Here is a 20,738-nt window from a genome sequence, read left to right as displayed (position 1 = left end):
GAGGTTTCCTGCGCCATTTTTCTTTATTGCTTCGTCACACATTTCTTCTCTGTTTTCTGTCTCATTTGTGAGTCATCTGCTATTACTGTAATAAATCGCCGATACAGCAGGGATGAAAAATGAAGATAATTATCGACCCTCAAGACCCCTCTCCAAAGTTCCGCCAACTGATGACTCAGATTCAGAGGCAGATCGTGGGTGGCGTTCTGAAACCGGGCGATAAGCTTCTCTCTGTCAGGAAGTTAGCGGCAGAACTGAACATTAACCCCATGACTATTTCTCGCTGTTATCAGTTGATGGAAAAGCAAGGCTGGCTAGAAAGAAAACGCGGTGTTGGCATGCTTGTGAAGCGCGATGGCTTGCACGCGCGAATGGAAGATCGCTTTGGTTTTATCGAACCCGCACTGCGCGCGTTGATGACCGATGCGCGCGAAGTGGGGTACAGCAAATCAGAGGTGATGGCGCTGGTTATGCAGCATTGGGATGAGGAATGATCAGTTCGTGAGAGACGAGATATCTAGATTCTAGAGGCTTTCTCTCTTATCTCGTGAACTCGCCGACTGACATTACGCATTACTGTACTTATCTTTGTTCCCTAACCAACGCGTGATGATTGCCTTGCTGTTCTCTGGGTAATTCTGATGCAAATACAGTGCGAGCTTTTGCACTTCGGGTATCAGCCCTTGGTCTCTGACCAAATCCGCAATTTTAAACTCCGCCATGCCGGTTTGCTTGGTGCCTAAAAGCTCACCTGGACCGCGAATTTCTAAATCACGCTGTGCAATCACAAAGCCATCGCTGCTTTCGCGAAGCACGCCCAAACGTTGAGTGGCCGTTTTAGAAAGGGGCGCGTGATAGAGCAGCACACAGTGACTTGCTACGGAACCTCGACCAACACGACCACGAAGCTGGTGCAATTGCGCCAAGCCTAAGCGCTCGGGGTTTTCGATGATCATTAAGCTGGAATTGGGCACATCAACGCCCACTTCAATCACCGTGGTGGCGACAAGAAGATGAAGTTCACCGTCTTTAAAGGCTTTCATCACGGCTTGTTTTTCTGCCGCTTTCATTCGGCCATGCACCAAACCGATCTTTAAATCGGGCAGCGCGCGCGCAAGGTCGTCAGCAGTTTCTGCCGCGGCTTGGGCTTCCAGCACTTCAGACTCATCAATCAAGGTACACACCCAGTAGGCTTGTCGCCCTTCTTCGATACAAGCTGCGTGCACACGGTTGACGATATCAATGCGGCGCGTGTCCGGCACCGCGACGGTTTGGATCGGTGTTCGACCCGGTGGCAATTCATCGATCACCGAGGTATCAAGATCCGCATAAGCCGTCATTGCAAGTGTGCGTGGGATGGGCGTTGCAGTCATGATGAGTTGATGCGGGTGAATGCCTTGCTTCATCCCTTTCTCGCGAAGCTCTAGGCGCTGGTGGACACCAAAGCGGTGCTGCTCATCAATGATGACCAGTGCGAGGTTTTCAAATTCGACATGCTTTTGGAACAGAGCATGGGTACCCACCACCATTTTTGCGTCGCCGCTGGCGATTTTTTCAAGCTCTGCTTCTTTCGCTTTTCCGGTCAGCTTGCCGGCAAGCCAACCAACAGAAATGCCTAGCGGTTCTAGCCATTGGGCGAAGTTGATGGCGTGTTGTTCCGCAAGCAGTTCCGTCGGCGCCATGAGCGCCACTTGGTAACCTTGTTCAATCACCTGGAGTGCTGCGAGAGCGGCGACTAAGGTTTTCCCTGAACCGACATCCCCTTGCACTAAACGCATCATGGGCTTGCTGAGCCCCATGTCGCGTTCAATATCTGCAACCACTCGGGATTGCGCACCGGTGGGCGTGAAGGGCAATGAGGCAAGCAGCTTTGGCACTAAATCCGTTGAAGGTGGTAGCGAAAAGGTTGGGTCTTGCTGCAGCTTGCTGCGAACGGCCAGCATGGAGAGGTTTTGTGCCAGCAACTCTTCGAGGATCAGGCGCTTCTGCGCAGGGTGTTTACCCTCATCTAAATCCGCGAGAGAAACATCGGGTGTCGGGCGGTGCAGTGCTTTGAGTGCATCTTTGAGTGTGATTTGACGGTCATAAAGGCCTTCAGGCAGCAACTCTTGCACGGCGGTGCTTTCGAGTAACTCAAGGGCTTGGTCGGTCAAATTTCTCAGTGTGAGCTGGCGAAGGCCTTCTGTGGTTGGATAAACCGGCGTGAGGGTTTCTTCAAGGCTTAATTCTGTCGGCTCTGAAAAAACCTTGTATTCGGGGTGGATGACTTCCAACCCACCTTGACCACGTTTAATTTCGCCATAGGCTTTAACGCGCTTGCCAACCTCAAGGCTGTTTTTCATTGCCGCGTTGAAGTTGAAGAAGCGAAGCGTCAATGAACCGTTGCCGTCAGTGAGTTTCACTGTCAGCATGCGACGGCGGCCAAAGGTGGTGTTATTACTAACGATTTCACCTTCAACCGTGCCGTGCTGCCCCGGCATCAGGCTCATGATTGGCCAAATGCGGGTGCGATCTTCATAGCGATAGGGGAGATGGAACAGCAAATCCTGCACGGTGAATAAACCGATTTTCTCCAGCTTTTCTGCCATTTTGCCACCCACACCGGTTAGTGAGGTGAGGGGAACGGCATCCAACATTGACGCGCGCATGTTTGCTTATCTCTCCAGAATAAGGGTTATCGAGCTGCCTGCATTTGTGCCCACCACGCATCGTCTGCGGCGATTTGCCCTTCTTCATCCAGCACGGGATAAGGTAAACCTTTTCGCTTGGCGACTTTCGCTAACACAGGATGACCACGCTCAAACAAGATGCGGTCAACCTCTGCCTGTGGGATCAACGTACGTGTGCGCTGGTACATGCCTGCGTTTTGGCGCTGACGCTGCGCTTCGTACAAAATCAGGGCACTGGCAACGGATACATTGAGTGACTGTACCATACCTACCATGGGAATGATGATGTCTTGATCTGCCATTTCAAGCGCTTGCTGGCTGATGCCTGTCTTCTCTTGCCCCAATACGATGGCCGTCGGTTTGGTGTAATCAATCTCACGGAAATCCACAGCACGTTCAGACAAGTTGGTCACCAGTATTTGCATGCCTTGTGCTTTTAACTGTGCGAAGGCATCAGGCGTGTTGTCATGGGTGACGACATCTACCCAGTTGCGTGCCCCTGCGGAGGTGCCGCCTAAGGTGCGCATTTTGCTGTTACGAGGCCAAACCGCATGGACTTGGTGTACGCCAACGGCGTCGGCGGTGCGGATAATGGCGGAAATGTTATTCGGCTTATGGACTTCTTCCATGCACACGGTCAGATCTGGCTGACGTGTTGCCAGTACTTCATGAATGCGCGCAAAACGTTCTGGAGTCATGGTTGTTCTCTTTCTCGCCCTTATGGACGCACGATATAAAGGATAAAAAACGCCCGCAAAAAGCGGGCGTTTGAATGTTTTCAGTCGAGACAGCAATCAGTTTTTCTGACGGCTGACTTTCACCACATTTGGCATGACACGAATACGACGCATGATGTTCGCAAGGTGAATGCGGTCTTTGGTGGTGAGCTTGACGTAGATGGTATACAAACGGCCATCGCGCTCTTCCGTGGTCAAACCTTGAATGTTTGAGCCGGTAGCAGCAATGGTGTTGGTTAAGTCTGCCAACGCACCTTGGTGGTTGAGCATGTCAACACGCAGGCCGGTCGCAAATTCTTGGTCGATATCATCGCCCCATTCTACCGCCATGTACTTATCCGGCTCCTGACGGTAACCACGGATGTTGGCACATTCTTCACGGTGAATAACCAGACCTTTACCCGGACTGACGTGTGCAATGACAGGATCCCCAGGAATTGGACGACAACAATTCGCGTACGTCAGCAATATGCCATCAGCACCGCGAATCGGCAGACAGCCACCTTGTTGCTCAAGGCTGTCAGCGTCACCAAGTAGGCGTTTCGCGATCACCACACTCATCAGTTCGCCCAAACCAATCGCTGCCAACAAGTCTTCTGACTCGTCTAGCTTGAGGTCTTTGAGCACTTTGTCGATGTTCGCGGTATCGACATCCTGAATGTTGGTATCGCCTAGCGCATGGTTAAGCAATCGACGGCCAAGAATGACAGATTCTTCACGACGCTTGGTTTTTAGCACCTGGCGAATTTTGGTGCGTGCGCGTGATGTCACGACATAGTTTAACCATGCCGCGTTTGGACGTGCGCCCGGTGCGGTAATGATCTCGATCGCTTGACCGTTTTTCAGCGGTTGGCTGAGCGGGTAGGAATTGCGGTTAACACGCGCGCCGACGCACGAGTTACCGACATCCGTATGCACGGCATACGCGAAGTCGACGGCGGTTGCGCCGACAGGCAATTCAACGATGCGACCTTTTGGCGTGAAGACAAAGAGTTCATCTGGGAACAAGTCAGATTTGACGTTTTCGATGAATTCGAATGAGCTGCCCGCACTTTGCTGAAGCTCAAGCAGGCTTTGCATCCAACGTTGTGCCCGCACTTGTGCTGTTGTGCCGCCTTGAACGCGTTCAGCACCGTCTTTATAAGCCCAGTGTGCAGCAACACCTTTGTCTGCCATTTGATCCATGTCTTCGGTACGAATTTGTACTTCGACAGGGACACCGTGCGGACCAATCATTGACGTATGCAGCGATTGGTAGCCGTTGGCTTTCGGCACGGCGATGTAATCTTTCATGCGACCCGGACGTGGCTTGTACAGATTGTGCATCTGTCCCAGCACGCGGTAGCAGGTATCTAAATCATCAACAATGACGCGGAATGCGTATAAATCCATGATGGTGTGGAAGCGCTGCTCTTTGTTCTTCATCTTGTTGTAGATGGAGTAGAGGTTCTTCTCACGGCCCAGTACAGAGGCGCGAATGCCTGCGTCTTCAAGACGGCCTTCGATTTCTGCATGGATTTTTTGGATCATCTCTTTGCGGTTACCGCGCGCTTGAATCACCACTTCCTTCAACACGCGATAGCGGGTTGGGTACAAGGCTTCGAAGCCAAGCTCTTCAAGCTCAACTTTGATGTTGTGGATACCAAGGCGGTGCGCCAAAGGAGAGAATATCTCTAGGGTTTCACGGGCAATACGGCGACGTTTATCAGGACGAAGTGCCCCGAGCGTGCGCATGTTGTGCGTACGGTCTGCCAATTTGATCAAGATGACGCGAATGTCACGGGCCATGGCCATGATCATTTTACGGAAGTTTTCCGCCTGCGCTTCTTTACGATCGCGAAACTTGAGTTTGTCGAGTTTAGACACGCCATCGACGAGGTCGGCGACGTTATCACCGAATCGTTGCTGTAGGTCTTCTTTGGTGACTTCAGTGTCTTCGATCACGTCATGGAGCAAAGCTGCCATTAAGGTTTCGTGGTCGAGACGCATCTCCGCAAGAATACGTGCTACGGCAATGGGGTGAATAATGTAAGGTTCGCCACTGGAGCGGCTTTGCCCTTCGTGGGCATCACGCGCCACCAAATACGCTTGCCGGAGTGCCTCTAGGTGCGACTCCGGCAAGTATTGTGCGGCGACTTCTTTCAGGCTATCAAAGAGATACAAACGGCCTGTTTCCCTGAAGTTAGATTAGCGAAGTGAGCCTGAAATCGTGCTTACTGCAGCCATTTCAGCCGCTTCTTGCTCTTGCTGCTCTTGACGCTCACGTGCATCTAGAACGTCTTTCGTGATCAAGCCTTCCTCGATCTCGCGCAGAGCGATAACGGTTTGCTTATCGTTCTCTTCCTGAACCAGTGCGTCTTTACCACCAGTTTGCATTTGGCGTGCGCGGCGAGCTGCTACCAATACTAGGTCGAAACGGTTGCCAATTTTTTCAACAGCGTCTTGAACGGTTACGCGTGCCATGAAGAACTCCAATAAGTAAAAAAATCAAGATGACCGAAAATTATACAAAAGCGCTTAGTGCTAAACAACAAGCATCTTTGGTAGCGTTGGTATTTATTGTGCCAGCAATCTGTCGAGCATGTCGTGATATTTGCTAGCTTGCTTGTCTTGCTTCATTCGCTCAGCGCGGAGAATGGCCTTCATGTCCATCAAAGCAACGTCGAAATCATCATTCACAATCACGTAATCGTACTCGTTATAGTGTGAGATTTCAGAACGCGCTTCTTCCATGCGTTTCGCGATGACCTCATCAGCGTCTTGGCCACGTGCATTCAGGCGGCGCTCAAGCTCTTCTTTGCTCGGTGGCAAAATGAAGATACTTTTCGCTTTCGGCATTTGTTGGCGAATTTGCTGTGCACCTTGCCAGTCAATATCCAAGAAAATGTCGACACCTTTTGCCAGCATCTCTTCAATCCACAGGCGTGATGTGCCGTAGAAATTACCGAAGACTTCAGCATGTTCCAAAAACGCATCTTGCTCGATCAACGCTTTAAATTCATCAACAGAGACGAAGTGGTAGTGAATGCCGTTCTCTTCGCCCGGGCGTGTTGCACGGGTGGTGTGAGAAACAGACACTTTCACGTCGTAACGAGGGTTGTCTTTTAACAGGGCCGAAATCAGGCTTGATTTGCCGGCTCCGCTGGGCGCTGAAACGATATAAAGCGTACCTTGGCTCATGGTTTAAATCACTGTGAGGTTAAAGGGCGCGCAGATTACCACGGACTGCGCAAAATTTGAATTTTCCTTTTATGTCTATCGCGGTATGAATGTCGGTGCTTTTCATTGCTGACGTTATCATTTGGCAAATTGCCAATAAGCGACTTTTTCAACATGGGTGATGCGCGAAATTCAACCGTGATTGATCTTAGGATAACGCAAATTGATAAGACTGATCTTAAAAGAAAAAAGCCCAGCGCGGTGGCTGGGCTCTGAGAATAATGGTAAGAATTACTCGATATTCTGGATCTGTTCGCGCATTTGCTCGATAAGCACTTTCAATTCAACGCCTGATGCGGTGATGTCAGTGCTGATTGATTTAGACGCGAGGGTGTTCGATTCGCGGTTGAACTCTTGCATCATGAAATCCAAGCGACGACCACATGCGCCGCCTTTTTTCAGGATTTTCTTCGTTTCAGATACGTGTGAATCCAAACGATCAAGTTCTTCTGCCACATCTGATTTTTGTGCCAATAGGATGATTTCTTGCTCTACGCGGTTTGCGTCGAGTTCGACTTTCGCATCTTCCAGCTTGGTGATCAGACGCTCGCGCTGCCAATTGAGGATCTCTGGCATCTTGGCGCGTACTTTCACGACTTCCGCATCGATGGCGTCAAGACGCTGCTCGATAAGCGCTTTCATGTTGTCGCCTTCGCTTGCACGTGCGGCGATGAAATCGTTAACCGTTTCGTCAAACCCTTCTAGCAACGCTTTGTTCACCAGATCCATGTCTTGTTCTGGTGCTTCCATCACGCCCGGCCATTGCAGCACTTGGAATGGACCAATGTTGCCTTCGCCAGACATCTCTTTGATCCACTTCGCCGCATGAATCACCTGCTTTGCGAGCGCTTCATTAATCTTCAGCTCAGTATTGGCGGAAGCGTTGGCTTCAAAGCGCAGGTTACATTCGACTTTGCCGCGCGCTAGGCGCTGACGAAAGCGTTCGCGAACGATAGGTTCTAGGCCACGGAACTGCTCTGGCATACGGATATAGGTTTCGAGGTAGCGTTGGTTCACCGAACGGATTTCCCAAACGGCGGAGCCCCATGTGCCCTTAATTTCCCGACGGGCGTAGGCAGTCATACTGTGGATCATCGAAGTTCACTCTTTTATCAATGTTGATGTGATTATACGCAGTTGCTTGGCAAGGTGTCAGCCACATGGCGCATGAGATGAGAAAAAACCATTCATCTGTGGTTTGTGTTAGCGTGGCTTGACTGAAATCGCTATAATCGCGGGTTAACGAAATTCAGCAGTTTAATACAGGTGGAACCCTATGCGTCCTAGCGGAAGAGAAGTTGGTCAAATTCGTCCAGTAACCATGACACGTCATTTTACCGCTCATGCGGAAGGCTCTGTTTTGGTGGAGTTTGGCGACACGAAAGTCATCTGTACCGCGACCGTTGAAGAAGGCGTGCCACGTTTTCTTAAAGGGAAAGGCCAAGGCTGGATCACTGCTGAATACGGCATGCTGCCACGTGCGACCCACACCCGTAACCGTCGTGAAGCGGCGAACGGTAAGCAAGGCGGTCGTACCATGGAAATCCAACGTCTTATTGCGCGCAGCCTTCGTGCAGCGGTAAACCTCGATCAACTGGGCGATTTCACCATCACGGTCGACTGTGACGTTATTCAAGCGGACGGTGGCACACGCACAGCCTCTATTTCGGGTGCAAGCGTTGCAATGGCGGATGCGCTGAACAAACTGGTTGCTGAAGGCAAACTGAAAGCGAACCCTATGAAGGGTCACGTTGCTGCTGTTTCTGTCGGTATCTTCGAAGGCACGCCAATTTGCGACCTTGAATACGTTGAAGACTCTGCGGCTGAGACTGATATGAATGTTGTCATGCTGGAAGATGGCCGCATGATTGAAGTACAAGGCACCGCAGAAGGTGAACCATTCACCGCTGACGAATTGAACGCCATGTTGTCTCTGGCCAATAAAGGCATTGAAGATATCATCGCGATTCAGAAAGCATCGTTAATTGATTGATGAAAGAGCGGCTTCTATTGGAGCCGCTTTTTTTTAAGCAAAATTTGAGGAGGCGGCAGATCGCCTCATGGAAAGACGGGTTAAACACCCATTCAGATCGACAGGAGAAAAAATGAAAGCCTATCAGCGTCAATTCATCGAGTTCGCATTGGAAAAACACGTTTTGAAGTTCGGTGAGTTCACTTTGAAGTCTGGCCGCAAGAGCCCTTACTTCTTTAATGCTGGCCTATTTAATACAGGTCGGGATTTGGCGCGTCTTGGCCGTTTCTACGCAGAAGCGTTAGTGGATGCGAAGATTGACTACGATCTGTTGTTTGGCCCTGCATACAAAGGTATTCCAATCGCCACCACCACCGCAGTGGCTTTGGCTGAACACCATGAAATCGATACGCCATATTGCTTCAACCGTAAAGAAGCGAAAACCCACGGTGAAGGCGGCAACCTGGTTGGTAGCGCGCTAGAAGGGCGTGTGATGCTGGTTGACGATGTGATCACGGCGGGCACGGCGATTCGTGAATCCATGGAAATCATTCAGGCCAATGGTGCAGATTTGGCTGGCGTATTGGTGGCGATTGACCGTCAAGAGCGCGGCAAAGGTGAACTGTCAGCGATTCAAGAAGTTGAACGCGACTTTGGCTGCAAAGTGGTGTCGATTGTGAGCTTGGGTGATTTGGTGACCTACCTTGAAGAGCAAGGTGGTAACCCGGAACACTTAGACGCCGTGAAAGCATACCGTGCGGAATATGGTATCTAACGTCTCTATCGGGCGTTGAGCCGTCAGGGTTATTAATACCAAAAAACGAAAAAGGCTGCATGATGCAGCCTTTTTTAATGCTTTTCGCGACAGATCAATCAAGCTGCGCGCTAAGGAGTTGCCAGTATTGGTCAAAATCCGCGGTTGGCGGATATTTGAAACTTGAACGCACGAAACGGTTCAAGCTGCCTTCCACTTGGCCTAGCAGTTGTGCCGCCAAAATGGACTCATCAACAGGGAAACCTTTCCCTTCACGTAAACGACGCTCTCTTAACACTTGGCGAAGTTGGCTTTCAATCTTTTCGAACAACTGGTTGATACGACCTTGCAATCTGTCTTGTTCAAACATCAACGCATGTCCTGTCATGATGCGTGTCAGGCCAGGGTTACGTTCACCAAATACCAAAAGCAGCTGAAGAATAAGACGCAGACGTGTAAGCGTGTCTTTTTCTTCGTTTAAAATACGGTTGATTCGGGTGATGAGTGATTCTTCAATAAACTCAATCAATCCCTCAAACATGCGCGCTTTACTTGGAAAATGGCGATAAAGTGCCGCCTCTGACACACCAACCTGTGCTGCAAGCTTGGCGGTAGTTATGCGTTGACTGCCTTGGTTGGACTCCAGCATTTGAGCCAGAGCCTGAAGAATTTCTTCGCGGCGGTTCTGCTTTTTTTGGCCAGCCATGAATAGATGGTTCCTTTGTTGTTATGAGGGTCTTTGACCCAAATCTCGGCTGTGGAGCGGGTATCTTAACGACGTACACACTGTATTAAAAGAATAATGCACCTTCGCCGAGGCCTTGCCTATCACAAATAACAAAAGCGTGAATGACGCATAAAAAACGCCACGGATCGGTGGCGTTTTTGTGGTTTTTCACCAAGTTAACACTACTATTTCGTACCTGAGTGCCCAAAACCTCCGGCACCACGTTCAGTAGCATCAAAATCTTCAACAAGGTTGAATTCTGCTTGGATAACCGGCACGAAGACCATCTGTGCAATGCGCTCGCCTGGTTCAATAATAAAAGTGTCTTGTCCACGGTTCCAGCAAGAGACCATTAATTGCCCTTGGTAATCGGAATCGATCAAGCCAACAAGGTTACCCAATACCACACCGTGCTTATGACCAAGACCTGAACGCGGCAAGATGGTTGCTGCAATGGTTGGATCTGAAATATGAATCGCAAGGCCTGTTGGGATCAGTTGTGTTTGGCCCGGTTCCAGTGTCAGTGGTGCGTCCAGACAAGCGCGTAAATCCAACCCTGCTGACCCTTCTGTCGCATACGCGGGAAGTGGGAATTCGTTGCCTACACGTGGGTCGAGAATTTTTAGATCAATTTTTTTCATAACGGGGTTCCACTGGTTTTTTATTTGTCGCTGTTAAACAGCGACACAATTTCACTGACTAACTGATGGCCGATATCGGATTTGTTTGCCAACGGCAGCGCTTTGTCGCCATTTGGCCAATAGAGGTGCAGCGCATTTTGGTCGCTGTTGAAGCCTTGCCCTTGTTGTGACACATCGTTTGCACAAATCAGATCTAGGTTCTTCTTCTCAAGCTTACCGCGAGCATATTGCTCTACATCTTGTGTTTCTGCTGCGAAACCGACGGTGAATGGTCGGTTATCTTTCATGGCTGCGACGGCGGCAACAATATCGGGGTTCTTGACTAGAGTGAGGGTCATCTCGTCGTGACCGTCTTGCTTCTTCATCTTTTGGTTTGCAGCGCTCGCGGGTTTGAAATCCGCCACTGCGGCGCATGCAATGAAAATTTGGTGCTTGCCAGCGTGATGTTGGACAGCGGCATGCATGTCTTCTGCACTTTGCACATCAACACGTGTCACGTTGGCTGGCGTTGGAAGGTTCACTGGGCCGCTCACGAGCGTGACGTTTGCGCCGCGCTTTGCCGCCGCTTCTGCGATGGCGTACCCCATTTTTCCTGAACTGTGATTCGTCAGGTAGCGAACGGGGTCAATGGCTTCGCGTGTTGGGCCTGCGGTGATCAAAAATGATGAACCCACGAGGTCACCTTCTGCGAAGTGGTCTTCAATCAATGCGACCAACTGAAGAGGCTCAAGCATTCTTCCCATGCCGATATCACCACAGGCTTGTTCGCCGCTCGCCGGCCCCCAGATAGGGTGATTACGTCGCGTTAGCGTGGTGAGGTTTTCTTGCGTGGCGACGGCGCGGTACATTTGCTGGTTCATCGCTGGCGCGATGGCAACAGGTGCATCCGTGGCTAAGCAAACGGTGGTAAGCAGGTCATTCCCCATGCCGGCCGCCACTCGTGCAATCAAATCTGCGGTAGCAGGGGCGAGCAATATCAAGTCTGCCCATTTGGCGATTTCGATGTGGCCCATCGACGCTTCTGCTGCAGGGTCGAGCAAACTGTCAGAAACAGGGTGCCCTGAGACGGCTTGCATCGTTAGCGGGGTGATGAATTCTTTTGCTGCATTTGTCATGACAACGCGTACATCAGCACCACGTTCAATCAGTCGACGAGTGAGATCTGCACATTTATAAGCAGCAATCCCGCCGCCAATTCCCAAGACAATGCGCTTTCCGGATAAAGATTGCGTAATTTTTTGAGCCATAACCAAGTAAGCCAATGGGTGAATGGTTTGAAAGATATCATAAATGGGCATTAATCACCTGTTGGGCGGTGATGATTGTGAAAGGGGAGGTATTCCTAAGGGAAATGTAATCACGAAGCCGCTCAGTGACAGGCTTAACTAGGTGGTTCGCATTCTTGTGGTGCAGGTCTTGATGCGCCTATCTGGAGTGTCGATTCTGGCGGTTTTGCCTGTGAGGAATGTCCTTTTGTCGCTGAAATGTTTACCTGAAGAAAGTCGTCCTCGAGAGAAATTGTTGGCGAAGGGGCCTGAGTCTTTATCCGATGCGGAGCTCTTAGCCATATTCCTACGTACGGGTGTTTCTGGAATGAATGCCATCGAGCTTGCGGGTTATCTTCTCGATGATTTTGGTTCGTTGCGCGGCTTAATGCAGTCGAATTTAGCGCAATTTAGTCAAAGAAAAGGATTGGGATCGGCAAAATACGCACAATTGCAGGCGGTTTTAGAGCTGAGTAAGCGGCATTTGCATGAAATTATGACCCGCGAAGATGCGCTGGCTAGCCCCTCTCATACGGCGAGATATCTCTCGGCAAAACTACGTGATAGACCGCGAGAAGCCTTTCTTGTCTTGTACTTAGATAATCAAAATCGCCCCATCAAAGATGAGATTCTTTTTGAAGGCACCATCAATGCTGCAGGGGTCTATCCAAGAGAAGTTGTAAGACGGGCGCTGGAAGTGCATGCAAACGCAGTGATTTTGGCTCATAATCACCCATCTGGTATTGCTGAACCAAGCCCTGCTGACCGTCATATCACATCGCGGATTGCAGATGCGTTGTCGTTAGTCGATATTCGGTTGCTCGATCACATGGTGATTGGCGATGGAGAAGTTGTCTCCTTCGCTGAACGCGGCTGGATATAAGCTTTTCACGGAAAAGCTGCTAAAAAACGATCAAAAAATGACAAAAGGATCTGCTCGGGACTTGAGCAATGCAAATACAGTTAGTATAATGCGCCACCTTTGATAGCCTTGACCTAGAGCTAGACCTTGTTTTTGCAGGACTGGTGGACAAGGTTGATATCGAGCTGAAACGATTTGGAGAGACATTCATGTCACGAGTATGCCAAGTAACTGGCAAGCGTCCTGTAACGGGTAACAACCGTTCTCACGCACGTAACGCCACCAAGCGTCGTTTTCTGCCGAACCTGCAAACTCATCGTTTCTGGGTAGAAAGCGAAAACCGCTTCGTTAAACTGCGTCTTACCCCTAAAGGTATGCGTATCATCGACAAGAAAGGCATTGATGCTGTTCTTACAGACATCCGCGCCCGTGGTGAGAACGTTTAAGAGGATTTAAAGAATGGCTAAAGGCATTCGTGAGAAGATCCGTCTAGTATCATCTGCTGGTACAGGCCACTTCTACACTACTGACAAAAACAAACGTAACATGCCGGGCAAGTTCGAGATCAAGAAATTTGATCCAGTTGTTCGTCAACACGTTATGTACAAAGAAGCTAAAATCAAGTAATTGATTTTCGACTTCGATAAAAACCCGGCTTAGGCTGGGTTTTTTTATATCTGTAAATCAGTAAGTTCCAGCTATACACTGCTAATATTGATTCATGGCATGAGTTTGGATGAAGCAAATGGGAAGAGTCTCCCGCCGTACCTTTAACAACATTCTTATCATTGGCACCTTGGTGTTCATCGCGATGATGCATTTGCCGGACTACATCCGCGCAAAGCTCGCCGAAAACAACGCATCACAAGAAGCCGCTCAAGTGCTCCCTGATGGTGTGATTGCCTTGGTGCCAGAAAGTGCTGCCATTAAGGCGCTCCGATTTCCCCAATTTACGCTTACTCAAGGTTTGCCGTGGCAAACAGATCGCCCTTTAGACGTGTCAGCCACAGAATTAGCGAATCGCTGGCTTAACCTCTCTGGCACTGAAATCAGCGCCGAGATGTATGAGCAGCTTAAACCCGGTCTTACTTCCCCATCGACCTTGGTGGTGGATTTGGGCAATGAACTTGAACCTTATCGCCTGACATATTATGAATTGCCTCAGTTTTGGCTCATCCAAAATTGGGAAAAGCGTTGGCTTGCGGTGTCGGTTGAGCCAAACTACTTGTTCCCACTTTCCAACTAGTTCAATGGATCATGCCAGAATTACCTGAAGTCGAAGTGAGTCGTATGGGCATTAAACCCCATGCGAAAGGTCAAACCGTTACCAAAATCGAGGTGCGACAGCCCAAATTACGCTGGCTAGTACCAGAAGAATTACACGATATGGAAGGTCAGGTGATTCGGGGGGTGAAGCGTCGCGCGAAATACCTGATCCTTGAAACCGATGTTGGGTATGCCTTGGTGCACTTGGGAATGTCTGGCAGCTTACGTGTGATTCCTGAAGGATCGCCACCCGCTAAGCACGATCATGTTGATCTGCATTTAAGTTCGGGCGAGATGATCCGCTATAACGATCCACGTCGCTTTGGTGCGTGGTTATGGCAACCCAATGATGGTTTAGACCATCCTGTATTGGGCAAGTTGGGGCCTGAACCGTTAACGGATGATTTTACTGGCGAATATTTGTTTGAGCGAAGCCGCAACAAGCGCACGCCAATCAAACAGTTCATCATGGATAACGCGGTAGTGGTGGGAGTGGGTAATATTTATGCCAATGAATCACTGTTTATGTCCCGCATTCACCCTAAGCGCCAAGCGGGCCAGTTAAGCCTAGAGGACGCGAATCGCTTTGTGGCTGACATTAAATCTGTGTTGGCGACAGCGATTGAGCAAGGCGGTACCACGCTAAAAGACTTCAAGCAGGCTGATGGTAAGCCAGGCTATTTTGCGCAAGAGCTTCAAGTGTATGGTAACCAAGGAAAACCTTGTCCTGCATGCGGCACTGAGCTTGAGAGCGTGAAGATAGGGCAACGAAATACGGTATTTTGCCCAGACTGTCAGAGTTAACCTGACAGCACAGAGAATTGAATATGAAAAAGCCCGCAGTGAGAGCGGGCTTTTTTGTGTTCATCGCTTACTCTGGCTTCTTGAGCGCCGTTTTCATGGCCTCTAGCACCGATGGATGGACAAAGCCGCTGGTGTCGCCACCGTGTAAGGCAACTTCTTTCACCAATGTGGAAGAGATAAACGAATTCTCTTCCGAAGGCGTGAGGAAAACGCTTTCTAACTCAGGCATTAAACGTCTGTTCATGTTGGCGAGTTGGAATTCGTATTCAAAATCTGACACTGCGCGCAGACCACGCACCAAAATGTTCGCTTGATACTGTTTTGCGAAGTCGACAAGCAGGCCAGAGAAGCCCACAACAGAAACGTTGTCGAGGTGTTTTGTTACCTCTTTGGCGAAGGCGACGCGTGCTTCAAGCTCGAACAAGGGTTTTTTGCTTGGGCTGGCTGCAATACCCACGATGACTTCATCAAACATGGATGCGGCACGGCTAACGATTTCGGTGTGGCCGTTGGTGATTGGATCAAAAGTGCCTGGGTATATAACCCGAGTCAGGGCTTTCTTGCTCACTGATTATTCCTGCCATCTTTTAAACTGGCGACATGCTACCAAAATATCATGGTTTTTTGGCGAACTTAATACGCACGCGCATCGAAAGTAAGGTTCAGACCTCTAGCCTACTACCTCGCTATGGCTTAATCAGTACTATTCGGTATGATCGGGACTAAGAACCGTAAACTAGGACACAAAATGAAAAAAATCCTTGTCATTCGCAACGATAAAATCGGTGATTTCATGTTGGCGTGGCCTGCTTTTGCCATGTTGAAGCAATCTCAGCCCAATGCTGAAATTACGGCGTTGGTGCCGCCATACACCAAAGCTCTTGCGGCGTTGTGTCCATCGATTGATAAGGTGTTAGTAGATTGTGGGAAAAATGCGGATAAGTTAAGCAAGAAAGCACTGATTGCCGAGATTAAGGCGCAACAGTTTGACGCGTCAATTTGCTTATTTTCAGACAGTTACAATGCGGGTTTAGTCTGGAAAGCAGGTATTCCGTTTCGTTTAGCGCCAGCAACGAAAATTTCTCAACTGCTATATAACCATCGTATTAAGCAGCGTCGCTCTCAATCAGCTAAACCTGAGTATGAATATAACCTCGACTTAGTGCGTGCTTTCTTGAAAAAACAAGGTACTAAAGTCGTTGAACCCACCACTCCCTATTTAGTCTTTGACACTGATACGCTTCAAAATCAGCGCCAAAAGCTGACGACCTCACTTTTGCTCGACTCAGAAAAACCTTGGCTATTTGTGCATGCAGGCAGCGGTGGTTCGGCGAATAACTTGTCGCTTCAGCAATATACGGGGCTGGTGTCTGGTATCGTTAAGCAGATTGCAATGGACGTGGTGTTAACGGCCGGGCCGGGCGAAGAGGAAAAAGCGGCAGAGCTGAAAGCACTATTGGCGAAAAATGGTGTGCCGTCGGTGATTTATGACAAGAACGACGGCTTGCAAGATTTTACGCGTTCAATTGCCTGTGCGAATGCTTTCATTGCTGGGTCAACAGGGCCATTGCATATCGCGGCGACAGTCGATGTGCCGACGATCGGTTTTTTCCCCGCAAAACGCAGCGCGACGCCGTTGAGATGGCAACCCATCAACAGTACGGGGCGCCACATTGCCTTTGCACCGCAGACAGACGAAGACAAAGATGTGGCGGCGGACATGTCGAGAATCGATGTTGATACTATTTTGCCAGATGCCTTAGCGTTTCTTCAGCGTGTAGTTTGAGGATTATTGTGCGCGGCTGTCGTTTTCTCTGATCCAAAGATCAGCGTATTTCACGAACGTCGAGTGCGCCGAAAGTACGGCAATCAAGAAGCCTTGTTTGCCATCGAGAAAGCCACGTTTTAAGAGATACATTTTCAAAAAGCAGCCAATCGCGTGAGTGACACCTTGCCCGATACTGCTTTTTTTCCCTCTGGCTTGACGGCCATCTGCCCATGACTTTGCATAGAACGCGGACTTCACGAGGTATTGGTGCAAGTCGCGGTATGAGTAGTGGAGCATGTCGCCGCTCAAGGTTTGCTTCTGGCTTCCTTCTGGCTCGATGATTTTCTCGTGAACCAAGGCATCGTTGTAGCCGGTGAATTCACGAGGGTAGAAGCGAATGATTTTATCGTACCAACCTGAGTGCTTAAGAAAGCGCCCAAATACCCATGTAGTTCGACGGAGCACAAACAGGGTTTTCTCTGGCGGGTTTTCTAATACCGCCAGAATGCTGGTTTTCAACGCATCAGTGATGACTTCATCTGCATCAATCGCAAGCACCCAATCTTTGGTTGCATGGCTTTGCGCCAGTTGTTTTTGTTTACCAAAGCCTGGCCATTCAGCATTCACGAAGACTTTCGCACCCGCTTGCTCGGCGATGGCGACGGTATTGTCTGTGCTGCCAGAATCCACCACGATGATTTCATCGACCCAATCAAGTGATGCTAAACACTCTGGCAGGATCTGTTCTTCGTTTTTGGTAATGATGATTGCGCTGATCGAGGCGCGAGTTTGATTCTGGCTCATGAGCCGATTTCCTCTTTTTGGATGACTTCATCAAAACGCGAGATCACCTCATCAATGGTTATTCTTTGCATGGCCGTATCGTCTTTCACGCGCGTACGCCAAGACACCTCATCAGCAGACTTGCCTGTTTCTGCTTCAATTGCTTCCGCATATGCGCTCACGACATAGTGCCGCCAGTTGTAAGGGCCAGTTCGCGCCGGATTGTGGTGCGCATATAAACCAATGACGGGTGTGTTCACTGCATTGGCAAGGTGTGCTGGGCCGCTATCGGGCGCTAAAACCAAATCGGCTTGCTGCTCAAGTGCTAGCAACTGTAGAAGCGTTGTTTTGCCAATCAAATTGGTGATAGGGCGGGTAAGGTGATTTTCTATGGCTTGGCCGAGTGCCACTTCAATCTTGCCAGGGCCGCCCGCTAAGATGACATTGAACCCTTTGTCGAGAGCATGCTCAATCACGCCCGCGTAACCTTCTGCGGTCCAGTTTTTAAAGGCTTTGCTCGCAGCAGGCGCAACCACCAAAGTCGGCTTCGTGGATAACTGATCTCTTGCCCAGACGACGTCTTTTTCAGATAGTGGCAGTGTCCATGTCGGCACTTGCGGCTTTAAACCCAAGGTTTCGGTGAATGCCATGAAGCCGTCTAGCACATGAGGAGATGCTGGTGATGGCACTTTCACATTGGTAAACCACAGCTGCAAATCACTGGCTCGGGTCTTATCAAACCCCAGCGTGTACTTAGCCTTGATCCCGACAGACAACATGCTCGCTCTGATGGCGCTTTGCATATGAAGCAGCGCATCGAAGCGTTGGCCTTTCAGTGCTTTCCATACCGCTTGCATCCCTTTGAAACCTTGTTTCTTATCAAAGGCGATGACGGTGACGTCCGGTAACAGCGGCGTGAGAAGGGCAGCCTCGGCTTTGCCTGCTATCCACGTCAGCTTTGTGTCTGGCCATTGCTGGCGAATGGCTTGAACGGCAGCGATGGCATTGCAAACATCGCCAATCGCTGAAAGGCGCAAAATACAGAGAGACTGTGGTGGGGCAGAAAATAAGGCCATGAGAATGCTTATAGGGTTTTGATGGTTGAAATTATGCAGTTGCCGATCAGCAATGTAAAATGCAACTGTCAGTAAAGCTTGAGATACTGAGAAGATAAGACACCTCTGAGGAGCCCGTGTGGACCAGTTAGTCGATAACAACACCCGTATTTGGTTTGACGCGTCATTGTTACGTGAAGATCCTGCGCAATGCTTTGACGTTGAATTCTGGCAGCAGAAAGACGCGATCATCGGCTCTGCAACGGGGCGAGGTACGACGTGGTTTGTGCAAACTGAAGTGCTGCCAGCGGCGCTTCGACATTATCGCCGTGGTGGTTTGTTTGGAAAATTGGTTCGTGACAGTTACGCGTTTATAGGTTGGGGGAACACCCGCTCGGCGCAAGAGTTTCAGCTACTCACTTACTTGCGTGAAAAGGGCATATCAGTGCCGCGTCCGATAGCTGCTCGAGCGATTCGGGATGGGTTGACCTACCAAGCAGACTTGCTGGTGGAAAAAATCGATGACGCAAAAGATTTGGTCGATATTTTGATGGAAGCCCCGCTCGACGCTTCCCATTACCACCGGATTGGCGTCATGGTGAGAAAACTGCATGATGCTGGGGTGTGCCACACAGACTTAAATATCCACAATATTTTGCTTGATACCACAGGCAAGTGTTGGCTAATCGATTTCGATAAATGTGGTAAAAAAGAGGGAGAGAGCTGGAAAGCCTCTAATCTCAGCCGCTTGCTTCGCTCATTTCGAAAAGAGCTGAACAAGCGACACATCCAGTGGCTGGAATCAGATTGGGATGCGTTGTTGCTTGGCTATCAAGAACAAGGTCATCAAGAGTAAGGCACCTAAACGCAAGGCTGCCCCTTAACCAGCAAGTGACGCCGCTTAGGCATCAATCCAAGGTGCTATTGCTTCAAGTGTTTTAGCGACCGCACCACGGTTTCTTTCCACCACATTGAGCGCGGCTTCTCCTGCTTGTTGGCATTTCTCTGGGTTGCTCATGAAACCCAATAGTGCATTGGCAATGTCTGAGGGAGATTCATGCACCTCACAAGCGCCCGCCTCAATCAACTGATCACCAATCACCTGAAAGTTAAAGTAGCTAGGGCCAGTGATTTGAGGCTTCCCAAGAGAAGCGGGCTCCAGCAAGTTGTGACCACCAAGCTTATCACCCATCAAGCTCCCCCCCATAAACGTCACGGTTGATGTGGCAAGTAAGGTCATCATTTCGCCCATGGTGTCACCCAAATACACCTGCGTATTATCATCAATCGGTTGTGATTGGCTGCGACGAGACAGTGAGAATCCTTTTTGCTCAATGAGCGCAGCGACATCGCCGAAACGTTCAGGGTGGCGAGGCACCAGCACCATCATTGCGTCGGGTTGTTTCGCCAATAGTGCTTGATGAGCGTCGAGTAAAATCTCATCTTCGCCGGGGTGTGTACTGGCAGCTACCCACACAGGACGTTGTTGAATAGCTTGCTTCAGCGTGACGACGGCATCGCTCGAATCATCAAATTCAGGTAAATCAAACTTCACAGAGCCTGATACGGAAACGCGCAGTGAATTGACGCCAAGTTGAACGAAACGATCAGCATCATCTTGGAATTGGCAAAGAATGTGGTCGATATTTTTTGATAGTAGGTTGAACAGCGGTTGTACGCGCTGATAGCCGCGCATCGATTTCTCCGATAAGCGTGCATTCATGACGAAGATCGGAATTCCGGCTTTTTTTACCGACGTTAACGTATTCGGCCAAAGCTCGGTTTCCATGATAAACATGGCTTGAGGTTTTACGTGCTTTAAAAAGCCATTCACGGCGAAGGAAAAGTCGATCGGCATGTACCTGTGTTCCACGCCATCGCCAAGCTTGCTCGCAATCGCAGCCCCTGTCGTCGTTGTCGTGGTGACGAGTATTGAAGCGTTCGGGTGTGCCTTACGAAGCGCCAGAATAATCGGTTTTGCGGCAATCACTTCACCGACGGAAACGGCATGAATCCAAATCGGGCGCTGGCCTTGAAGTGAGGGTGTTCGTCCAAAATGCTCAACCCAGCGCTTACCAATACGGGGCTTTCCATCTTTGGCGCGATAGAGGCCCAAAAGAAGAAAAGGGGCAGCGATGAAAAGTAAAAGCGTATAAAGAAGGCGCACACGAAAACCTTGTTTGGAAAACCTTGGGCTAGTTTACAGCAAAGCATCC

23 protein-coding genes are annotated in these 20,738 nt (G+C 49.7%); 10 read left to right on the top strand and 13 right to left on the bottom strand.

Annotated features, from left to right (window positions below):
- The first annotated feature begins 119 nt into the window (after window positions 1-119).
- Complete coding sequence (locus tag EQP46_RS14175; RefSeq protein WP_129494281.1) at window positions 120-494, top strand: GntR family transcriptional regulator; 375 nt, start codon at window positions 120-122, stop codon at window positions 492-494.
- A gap of 72 nt (window positions 495-566) precedes the next feature.
- On the opposite strand, the gene recG is transcribed toward EQP46_RS14175, so the two are convergent.
- The 6 genes from recG to EQP46_RS14145 all read right to left on the bottom strand — a co-directional run bounded on the left by recG (window position 567) and on the right by EQP46_RS14145 (window position 7,720).
- Window positions 567-2,648: an ATP-dependent DNA helicase RecG gene (recG, locus tag EQP46_RS14170; RefSeq protein ID WP_129494280.1), complete on the bottom strand. Its 2,082-nt coding sequence runs from the start codon at window positions 2,646-2,648 to the stop codon at window positions 567-569.
- 26 nt (window positions 2,649-2,674) lie between these two features.
- Window positions 2,675-3,367, bottom strand: a complete 693-nt coding sequence (gene trmH, locus EQP46_RS14165) for a tRNA (guanosine(18)-2'-O)-methyltransferase TrmH (RefSeq protein WP_017009513.1) — start codon at window positions 3,365-3,367, stop codon at window positions 2,675-2,677.
- A 96-nt stretch (window positions 3,368-3,463) separates the two neighbouring features.
- On the bottom strand, window positions 3,464-5,569 hold the full coding sequence (spoT, locus tag EQP46_RS14160) for a bifunctional GTP diphosphokinase/guanosine-3',5'-bis pyrophosphate 3'-pyrophosphohydrolase (protein ID WP_129494279.1): 2,106 nt from the start codon (window positions 5,567-5,569) through the stop codon (window positions 3,464-3,466).
- 24 nt (window positions 5,570-5,593) lie between these two features.
- Window positions 5,594-5,869, bottom strand: a complete 276-nt coding sequence (gene rpoZ, locus EQP46_RS14155) for a DNA-directed RNA polymerase subunit omega (protein WP_017009515.1) — start codon at window positions 5,867-5,869, stop codon at window positions 5,594-5,596.
- Between the two features lie 93 nt (window positions 5,870-5,962).
- On the bottom strand, window positions 5,963-6,586 hold the full coding sequence (gmk, locus tag EQP46_RS14150; protein ID WP_129494278.1) for a guanylate kinase: 624 nt from the start codon (window positions 6,584-6,586) through the stop codon (window positions 5,963-5,965).
- A 270-nt stretch (window positions 6,587-6,856) separates the two neighbouring features.
- Window positions 6,857-7,720: a YicC/YloC family endoribonuclease gene (locus tag EQP46_RS14145; protein ID WP_129494277.1), complete on the bottom strand. Its 864-nt coding sequence runs from the start codon at window positions 7,718-7,720 to the stop codon at window positions 6,857-6,859.
- A gap of 181 nt (window positions 7,721-7,901) precedes the next feature.
- Here EQP46_RS14145 and rph point away from each other — a divergent pair, with 181 nt between their 5' ends.
- The gene (gene rph / locus EQP46_RS14140; protein WP_129494276.1) at window positions 7,902-8,618 is read left to right on the top strand and encodes a ribonuclease PH; all 717 of its coding nucleotides are present in this window, start codon (window positions 7,902-7,904) and stop codon (window positions 8,616-8,618) included.
- 112 nt (window positions 8,619-8,730) lie between these two features.
- Window positions 8,731-9,372 carry an orotate phosphoribosyltransferase gene (pyrE, locus tag EQP46_RS14135; RefSeq protein ID WP_129494275.1) on the top strand — a complete coding sequence of 214 codons (642 nt, stop codon included), beginning with the start codon at window positions 8,731-8,733 and terminating at the stop codon, window positions 9,370-9,372.
- Between the two features lie 94 nt (window positions 9,373-9,466).
- Here pyrE and slmA read toward each other — a convergent pair whose 3' ends face one another.
- The 3 genes from slmA to coaBC form a co-directional block, all read right to left on the bottom strand.
- Complete coding sequence (slmA, locus tag EQP46_RS14130; RefSeq protein WP_129494274.1) at window positions 9,467-10,057, bottom strand: nucleoid occlusion factor SlmA; 591 nt, start codon at window positions 10,055-10,057, stop codon at window positions 9,467-9,469.
- A 206-nt stretch (window positions 10,058-10,263) separates the two neighbouring features.
- Window positions 10,264-10,719, bottom strand: coding sequence for a dUTP diphosphatase (gene dut / locus EQP46_RS14125; RefSeq protein WP_129494273.1), 456 nt, complete (start codon window positions 10,717-10,719; stop codon window positions 10,264-10,266).
- 20 nt (window positions 10,720-10,739) lie between these two features.
- Window positions 10,740-11,966 carry a bifunctional phosphopantothenoylcysteine decarboxylase/phosphopantothenate--cysteine ligase CoaBC gene (coaBC, locus tag EQP46_RS14120; protein WP_129494361.1) on the bottom strand — a complete coding sequence of 409 codons (1,227 nt, stop codon included), beginning with the start codon at window positions 11,964-11,966 and terminating at the stop codon, window positions 10,740-10,742.
- A gap of 226 nt (window positions 11,967-12,192) precedes the next feature.
- Between coaBC and radC the strand changes: the two genes are divergently transcribed.
- The 5 genes from radC to mutM all read left to right on the top strand — a co-directional run bounded on the left by radC (window position 12,193) and on the right by mutM (window position 14,916).
- Window positions 12,193-12,867 carry a RadC family protein gene (gene radC / locus EQP46_RS14115; RefSeq protein WP_129494360.1) on the top strand — a complete coding sequence of 225 codons (675 nt, stop codon included), beginning with the start codon at window positions 12,193-12,195 and terminating at the stop codon, window positions 12,865-12,867.
- Window positions 12,868-13,055: 188 nt separating this feature from the next.
- On the top strand, window positions 13,056-13,292 hold the full coding sequence (gene rpmB / locus EQP46_RS14110) for a 50S ribosomal protein L28 (protein WP_016961892.1): 237 nt from the start codon (window positions 13,056-13,058) through the stop codon (window positions 13,290-13,292).
- Window positions 13,293-13,305: 13 nt separating this feature from the next.
- The gene (gene rpmG, locus EQP46_RS14105) at window positions 13,306-13,473 is read left to right on the top strand and encodes a 50S ribosomal protein L33 (protein ID WP_002535344.1); all 168 of its coding nucleotides are present in this window, start codon (window positions 13,306-13,308) and stop codon (window positions 13,471-13,473) included.
- A gap of 118 nt (window positions 13,474-13,591) precedes the next feature.
- Complete coding sequence (locus tag EQP46_RS14100) at window positions 13,592-14,092, top strand: hypothetical protein (RefSeq protein WP_129494272.1); 501 nt, start codon at window positions 13,592-13,594, stop codon at window positions 14,090-14,092.
- An 11-nt stretch (window positions 14,093-14,103) separates the two neighbouring features.
- Window positions 14,104-14,916 carry a bifunctional DNA-formamidopyrimidine glycosylase/DNA-(apurinic or apyrimidinic site) lyase gene (gene mutM / locus EQP46_RS14095; protein ID WP_129494271.1) on the top strand — a complete coding sequence of 271 codons (813 nt, stop codon included), beginning with the start codon at window positions 14,104-14,106 and terminating at the stop codon, window positions 14,914-14,916.
- Between the two features lie 67 nt (window positions 14,917-14,983).
- Here mutM and coaD read toward each other — a convergent pair whose 3' ends face one another.
- Window positions 14,984-15,484, bottom strand: a complete 501-nt coding sequence (gene coaD, locus EQP46_RS14090) for a pantetheine-phosphate adenylyltransferase (protein WP_129494270.1) — start codon at window positions 15,482-15,484, stop codon at window positions 14,984-14,986.
- A 180-nt stretch (window positions 15,485-15,664) separates the two neighbouring features.
- On the opposite strand from coaD, the gene EQP46_RS14085 reads away from it, so the two are divergent.
- Window positions 15,665-16,702 (top strand): glycosyltransferase family 9 protein, encoded by a 1,038-nt coding sequence (locus tag EQP46_RS14085; RefSeq protein WP_129494269.1) that lies wholly within the window; start codon window positions 15,665-15,667, stop codon window positions 16,700-16,702.
- 3 nt (window positions 16,703-16,705) lie between these two features.
- Here the strand turns inward: EQP46_RS14085 and EQP46_RS14080 are convergent, their stop codons facing one another.
- Together EQP46_RS14080 and EQP46_RS14075 are read right to left on the bottom strand one after the other, a co-directional pair.
- Window positions 16,706-17,488 (bottom strand): glycosyltransferase family 2 protein, encoded by a 783-nt coding sequence (locus EQP46_RS14080; protein WP_129494268.1) that lies wholly within the window; start codon window positions 17,486-17,488, stop codon window positions 16,706-16,708.
- Window positions 17,485-18,543, bottom strand: a complete 1,059-nt coding sequence (locus EQP46_RS14075) for a glycosyltransferase family 9 protein (RefSeq protein WP_129494267.1) — start codon at window positions 18,541-18,543, stop codon at window positions 17,485-17,487. Before EQP46_RS14075 ends, EQP46_RS14080 begins: the two co-directional genes overlap by 4 nt.
- Before the next feature lie 118 nt (window positions 18,544-18,661).
- Between EQP46_RS14075 and EQP46_RS14070 the strand changes: the two genes are divergently transcribed.
- On the top strand, window positions 18,662-19,378 hold the full coding sequence (locus EQP46_RS14070) for a 3-deoxy-D-manno-octulosonic acid kinase (protein ID WP_129494266.1): 717 nt from the start codon (window positions 18,662-18,664) through the stop codon (window positions 19,376-19,378).
- 45 nt (window positions 19,379-19,423) lie between these two features.
- Here the strand turns inward: EQP46_RS14070 and waaA are convergent, their stop codons facing one another.
- Window positions 19,424-20,689, bottom strand: a complete 1,266-nt coding sequence (gene waaA / locus EQP46_RS14065) for a lipid IV(A) 3-deoxy-D-manno-octulosonic acid transferase (RefSeq protein ID WP_129494265.1) — start codon at window positions 20,687-20,689, stop codon at window positions 19,424-19,426.
- Between the last annotated feature and the right edge of the window lie 49 nt (window positions 20,690-20,738).

This window comes from Enterovibrio baiacu (assembly GCF_004120195.1).
Taxonomy (GTDB): Bacteria; Pseudomonadota; Gammaproteobacteria; order Enterobacterales; family Vibrionaceae; genus Enterovibrio; species Enterovibrio baiacui.
Note: the sequence above shows the minus strand (reverse complement) of the source record. Positions and strands in the feature narration are given on the sequence as shown.

Bases quoted from the DNA above. Each gene is read 5' to 3' on its own strand.
- coaBC (WP_129494361.1), bottom strand. From the start codon at position 11,966: ATGGCTCAAAAAATTACGCAATCTTTATCCGGAAAGCGCATTGTCTTG.
- EQP46_RS14175 (WP_129494281.1), top strand. From the start codon at position 120: ATGAAGATAATTATCGACCCTCAAGACCCCTCTCCAAAGTTCCGCCAA.
- rpmB (WP_016961892.1), top strand. From the start codon at position 13,056: ATGTCACGAGTATGCCAAGTAACTGGCAAGCGTCCTGTAACGGGTAAC.
- mutM (WP_129494271.1), top strand. From the start codon at position 14,104: ATGCCAGAATTACCTGAAGTCGAAGTGAGTCGTATGGGCATTAAACCC.
- EQP46_RS14085 (WP_129494269.1), top strand. From the start codon at position 15,665: ATGAAAAAAATCCTTGTCATTCGCAACGATAAAATCGGTGATTTCATG.
- EQP46_RS14100 (WP_129494272.1), top strand. From the start codon at position 13,592: ATGGGAAGAGTCTCCCGCCGTACCTTTAACAACATTCTTATCATTGGC.
- rph (WP_129494276.1), top strand. From the start codon at position 7,902: ATGCGTCCTAGCGGAAGAGAAGTTGGTCAAATTCGTCCAGTAACCATG.
- recG (WP_129494280.1), bottom strand. From the start codon at position 2,648: ATGCGCGCGTCAATGTTGGATGCCGTTCCCCTCACCTCACTAACCGGT.
- gmk (WP_129494278.1), bottom strand. From the start codon at position 6,586: ATGAGCCAAGGTACGCTTTATATCGTTTCAGCGCCCAGCGGAGCCGGC.
- EQP46_RS14145 (WP_129494277.1), bottom strand. From the start codon at position 7,720: ATGATCCACAGTATGACTGCCTACGCCCGTCGGGAAATTAAGGGCACA.
- rpmG (WP_002535344.1), top strand. From the start codon at position 13,306: ATGGCTAAAGGCATTCGTGAGAAGATCCGTCTAGTATCATCTGCTGGT.
- trmH (WP_017009513.1), bottom strand. From the start codon at position 3,367: ATGACTCCAGAACGTTTTGCGCGCATTCATGAAGTACTGGCAACACGT.
- slmA (WP_129494274.1), bottom strand. From the start codon at position 10,057: ATGGCTGGCCAAAAAAAGCAGAACCGCCGCGAAGAAATTCTTCAGGCT.
- EQP46_RS14075 (WP_129494267.1), bottom strand. From the start codon at position 18,543: ATGGCCTTATTTTCTGCCCCACCACAGTCTCTCTGTATTTTGCGCCTT.
- EQP46_RS14080 (WP_129494268.1), bottom strand. From the start codon at position 17,488: ATGAGCCAGAATCAAACTCGCGCCTCGATCAGCGCAATCATCATTACC.
- pyrE (WP_129494275.1), top strand. From the start codon at position 8,731: ATGAAAGCCTATCAGCGTCAATTCATCGAGTTCGCATTGGAAAAACAC.
- rpoZ (WP_017009515.1), bottom strand. From the start codon at position 5,869: ATGGCACGCGTAACCGTTCAAGACGCTGTTGAAAAAATTGGCAACCGT.
- dut (WP_129494273.1), bottom strand. From the start codon at position 10,719: ATGAAAAAAATTGATCTAAAAATTCTCGACCCACGTGTAGGCAACGAA.